Origin of the sequence: Curtobacterium luteum (genome assembly GCF_001475545.1) — a bacterium.
Taxonomy (GTDB): Bacteria; Actinomycetota; Actinomycetes; order Actinomycetales; family Microbacteriaceae; genus Curtobacterium; species Curtobacterium luteum_A.
The window spans coordinates 1-788 of sequence record NZ_LDQC01000167.1 but is presented as its reverse complement, the minus strand read 5'-3'; the positions used below and the strand labels follow the sequence as shown (position 1 = coordinate 788).

The window sequence follows — 788 nt, the reverse complement described above, 5'->3', positions numbered from 1 at the left end:
CGAGGACGACCGCGACCAGCACGATCCGCCTCGTGACGCGACGGTTCCGTGGGGGCTGGACCGCGCCGGCGGCGGTCATCGGTCGGCCCCGTCGCGGACGGCTGGGGCCGTGCGGCGGCCCGGGAGGCCGTTGGCGGCCCGGGCTGCGTCGGGTCGCCGGGTCCTGTGGTCGGCTCGCGTCATCGCGTGCTCCTCGTGGTTCGCTCCGTTGCGTCGATCCGCCTACCCGGACCGGCACCACCAGCGTGGTGCAAAGCAGAAATTATGTGCGTAACGAAATTTCTGCAAGTGGACGCGCCGGATCGATCCGGTTCGGACAGGGCGGTCGGCTTCCAGAAATCTTGTTCTTGACTTTTGTTCTGCGTCGCGTAGTGTCGCCCTCGCCGCGATGACGCGGTGAGACCACGACCCCTGGAGATCCTCATGTCCACGACGACCGAGACCCCCACGAGCAGCGGCTCCGCGACCATCCCGGCGACCATGCGCGCCGTCGTGGTCCACGGCCCGGGTGACTACCGGCTCGAGGAGCGCCCCGTCCCGACACCAGGACCCGGCGAGCTGCTCCTCCGCACCGACGCGGTCGGGATCTGCGCATCGGACCTGAAGTGCTACCACGGCGCGGCCAAGTTCTGGGGCGACGAGAACCGCCCGGCGTGGGCCGAGACCGACCGGATCCCCGGGCACGAGTTCGTCGGCACGATCGTCGCCGGTGACGAGGACGCCCTCACCAAGCGCAAGCGGTGGCGGGGCGCACGCAGCGCCTATGAGCCAAACACTCCACGGAGGGA

The 788-nt window shown here is 69.9% G+C and carries 1 protein-coding gene; it reads left to right on the top strand.

The window, feature by feature from the left end; all coding sequences use genetic code 11:
- Positions 1 to 423: 423 nt before the first annotated feature.
- Positions 424 to 788: alcohol dehydrogenase catalytic domain-containing protein (locus NS184_RS16930; RefSeq protein WP_242863102.1), on the top strand; the 365-nt coding region annotated here is incomplete at its 3' end.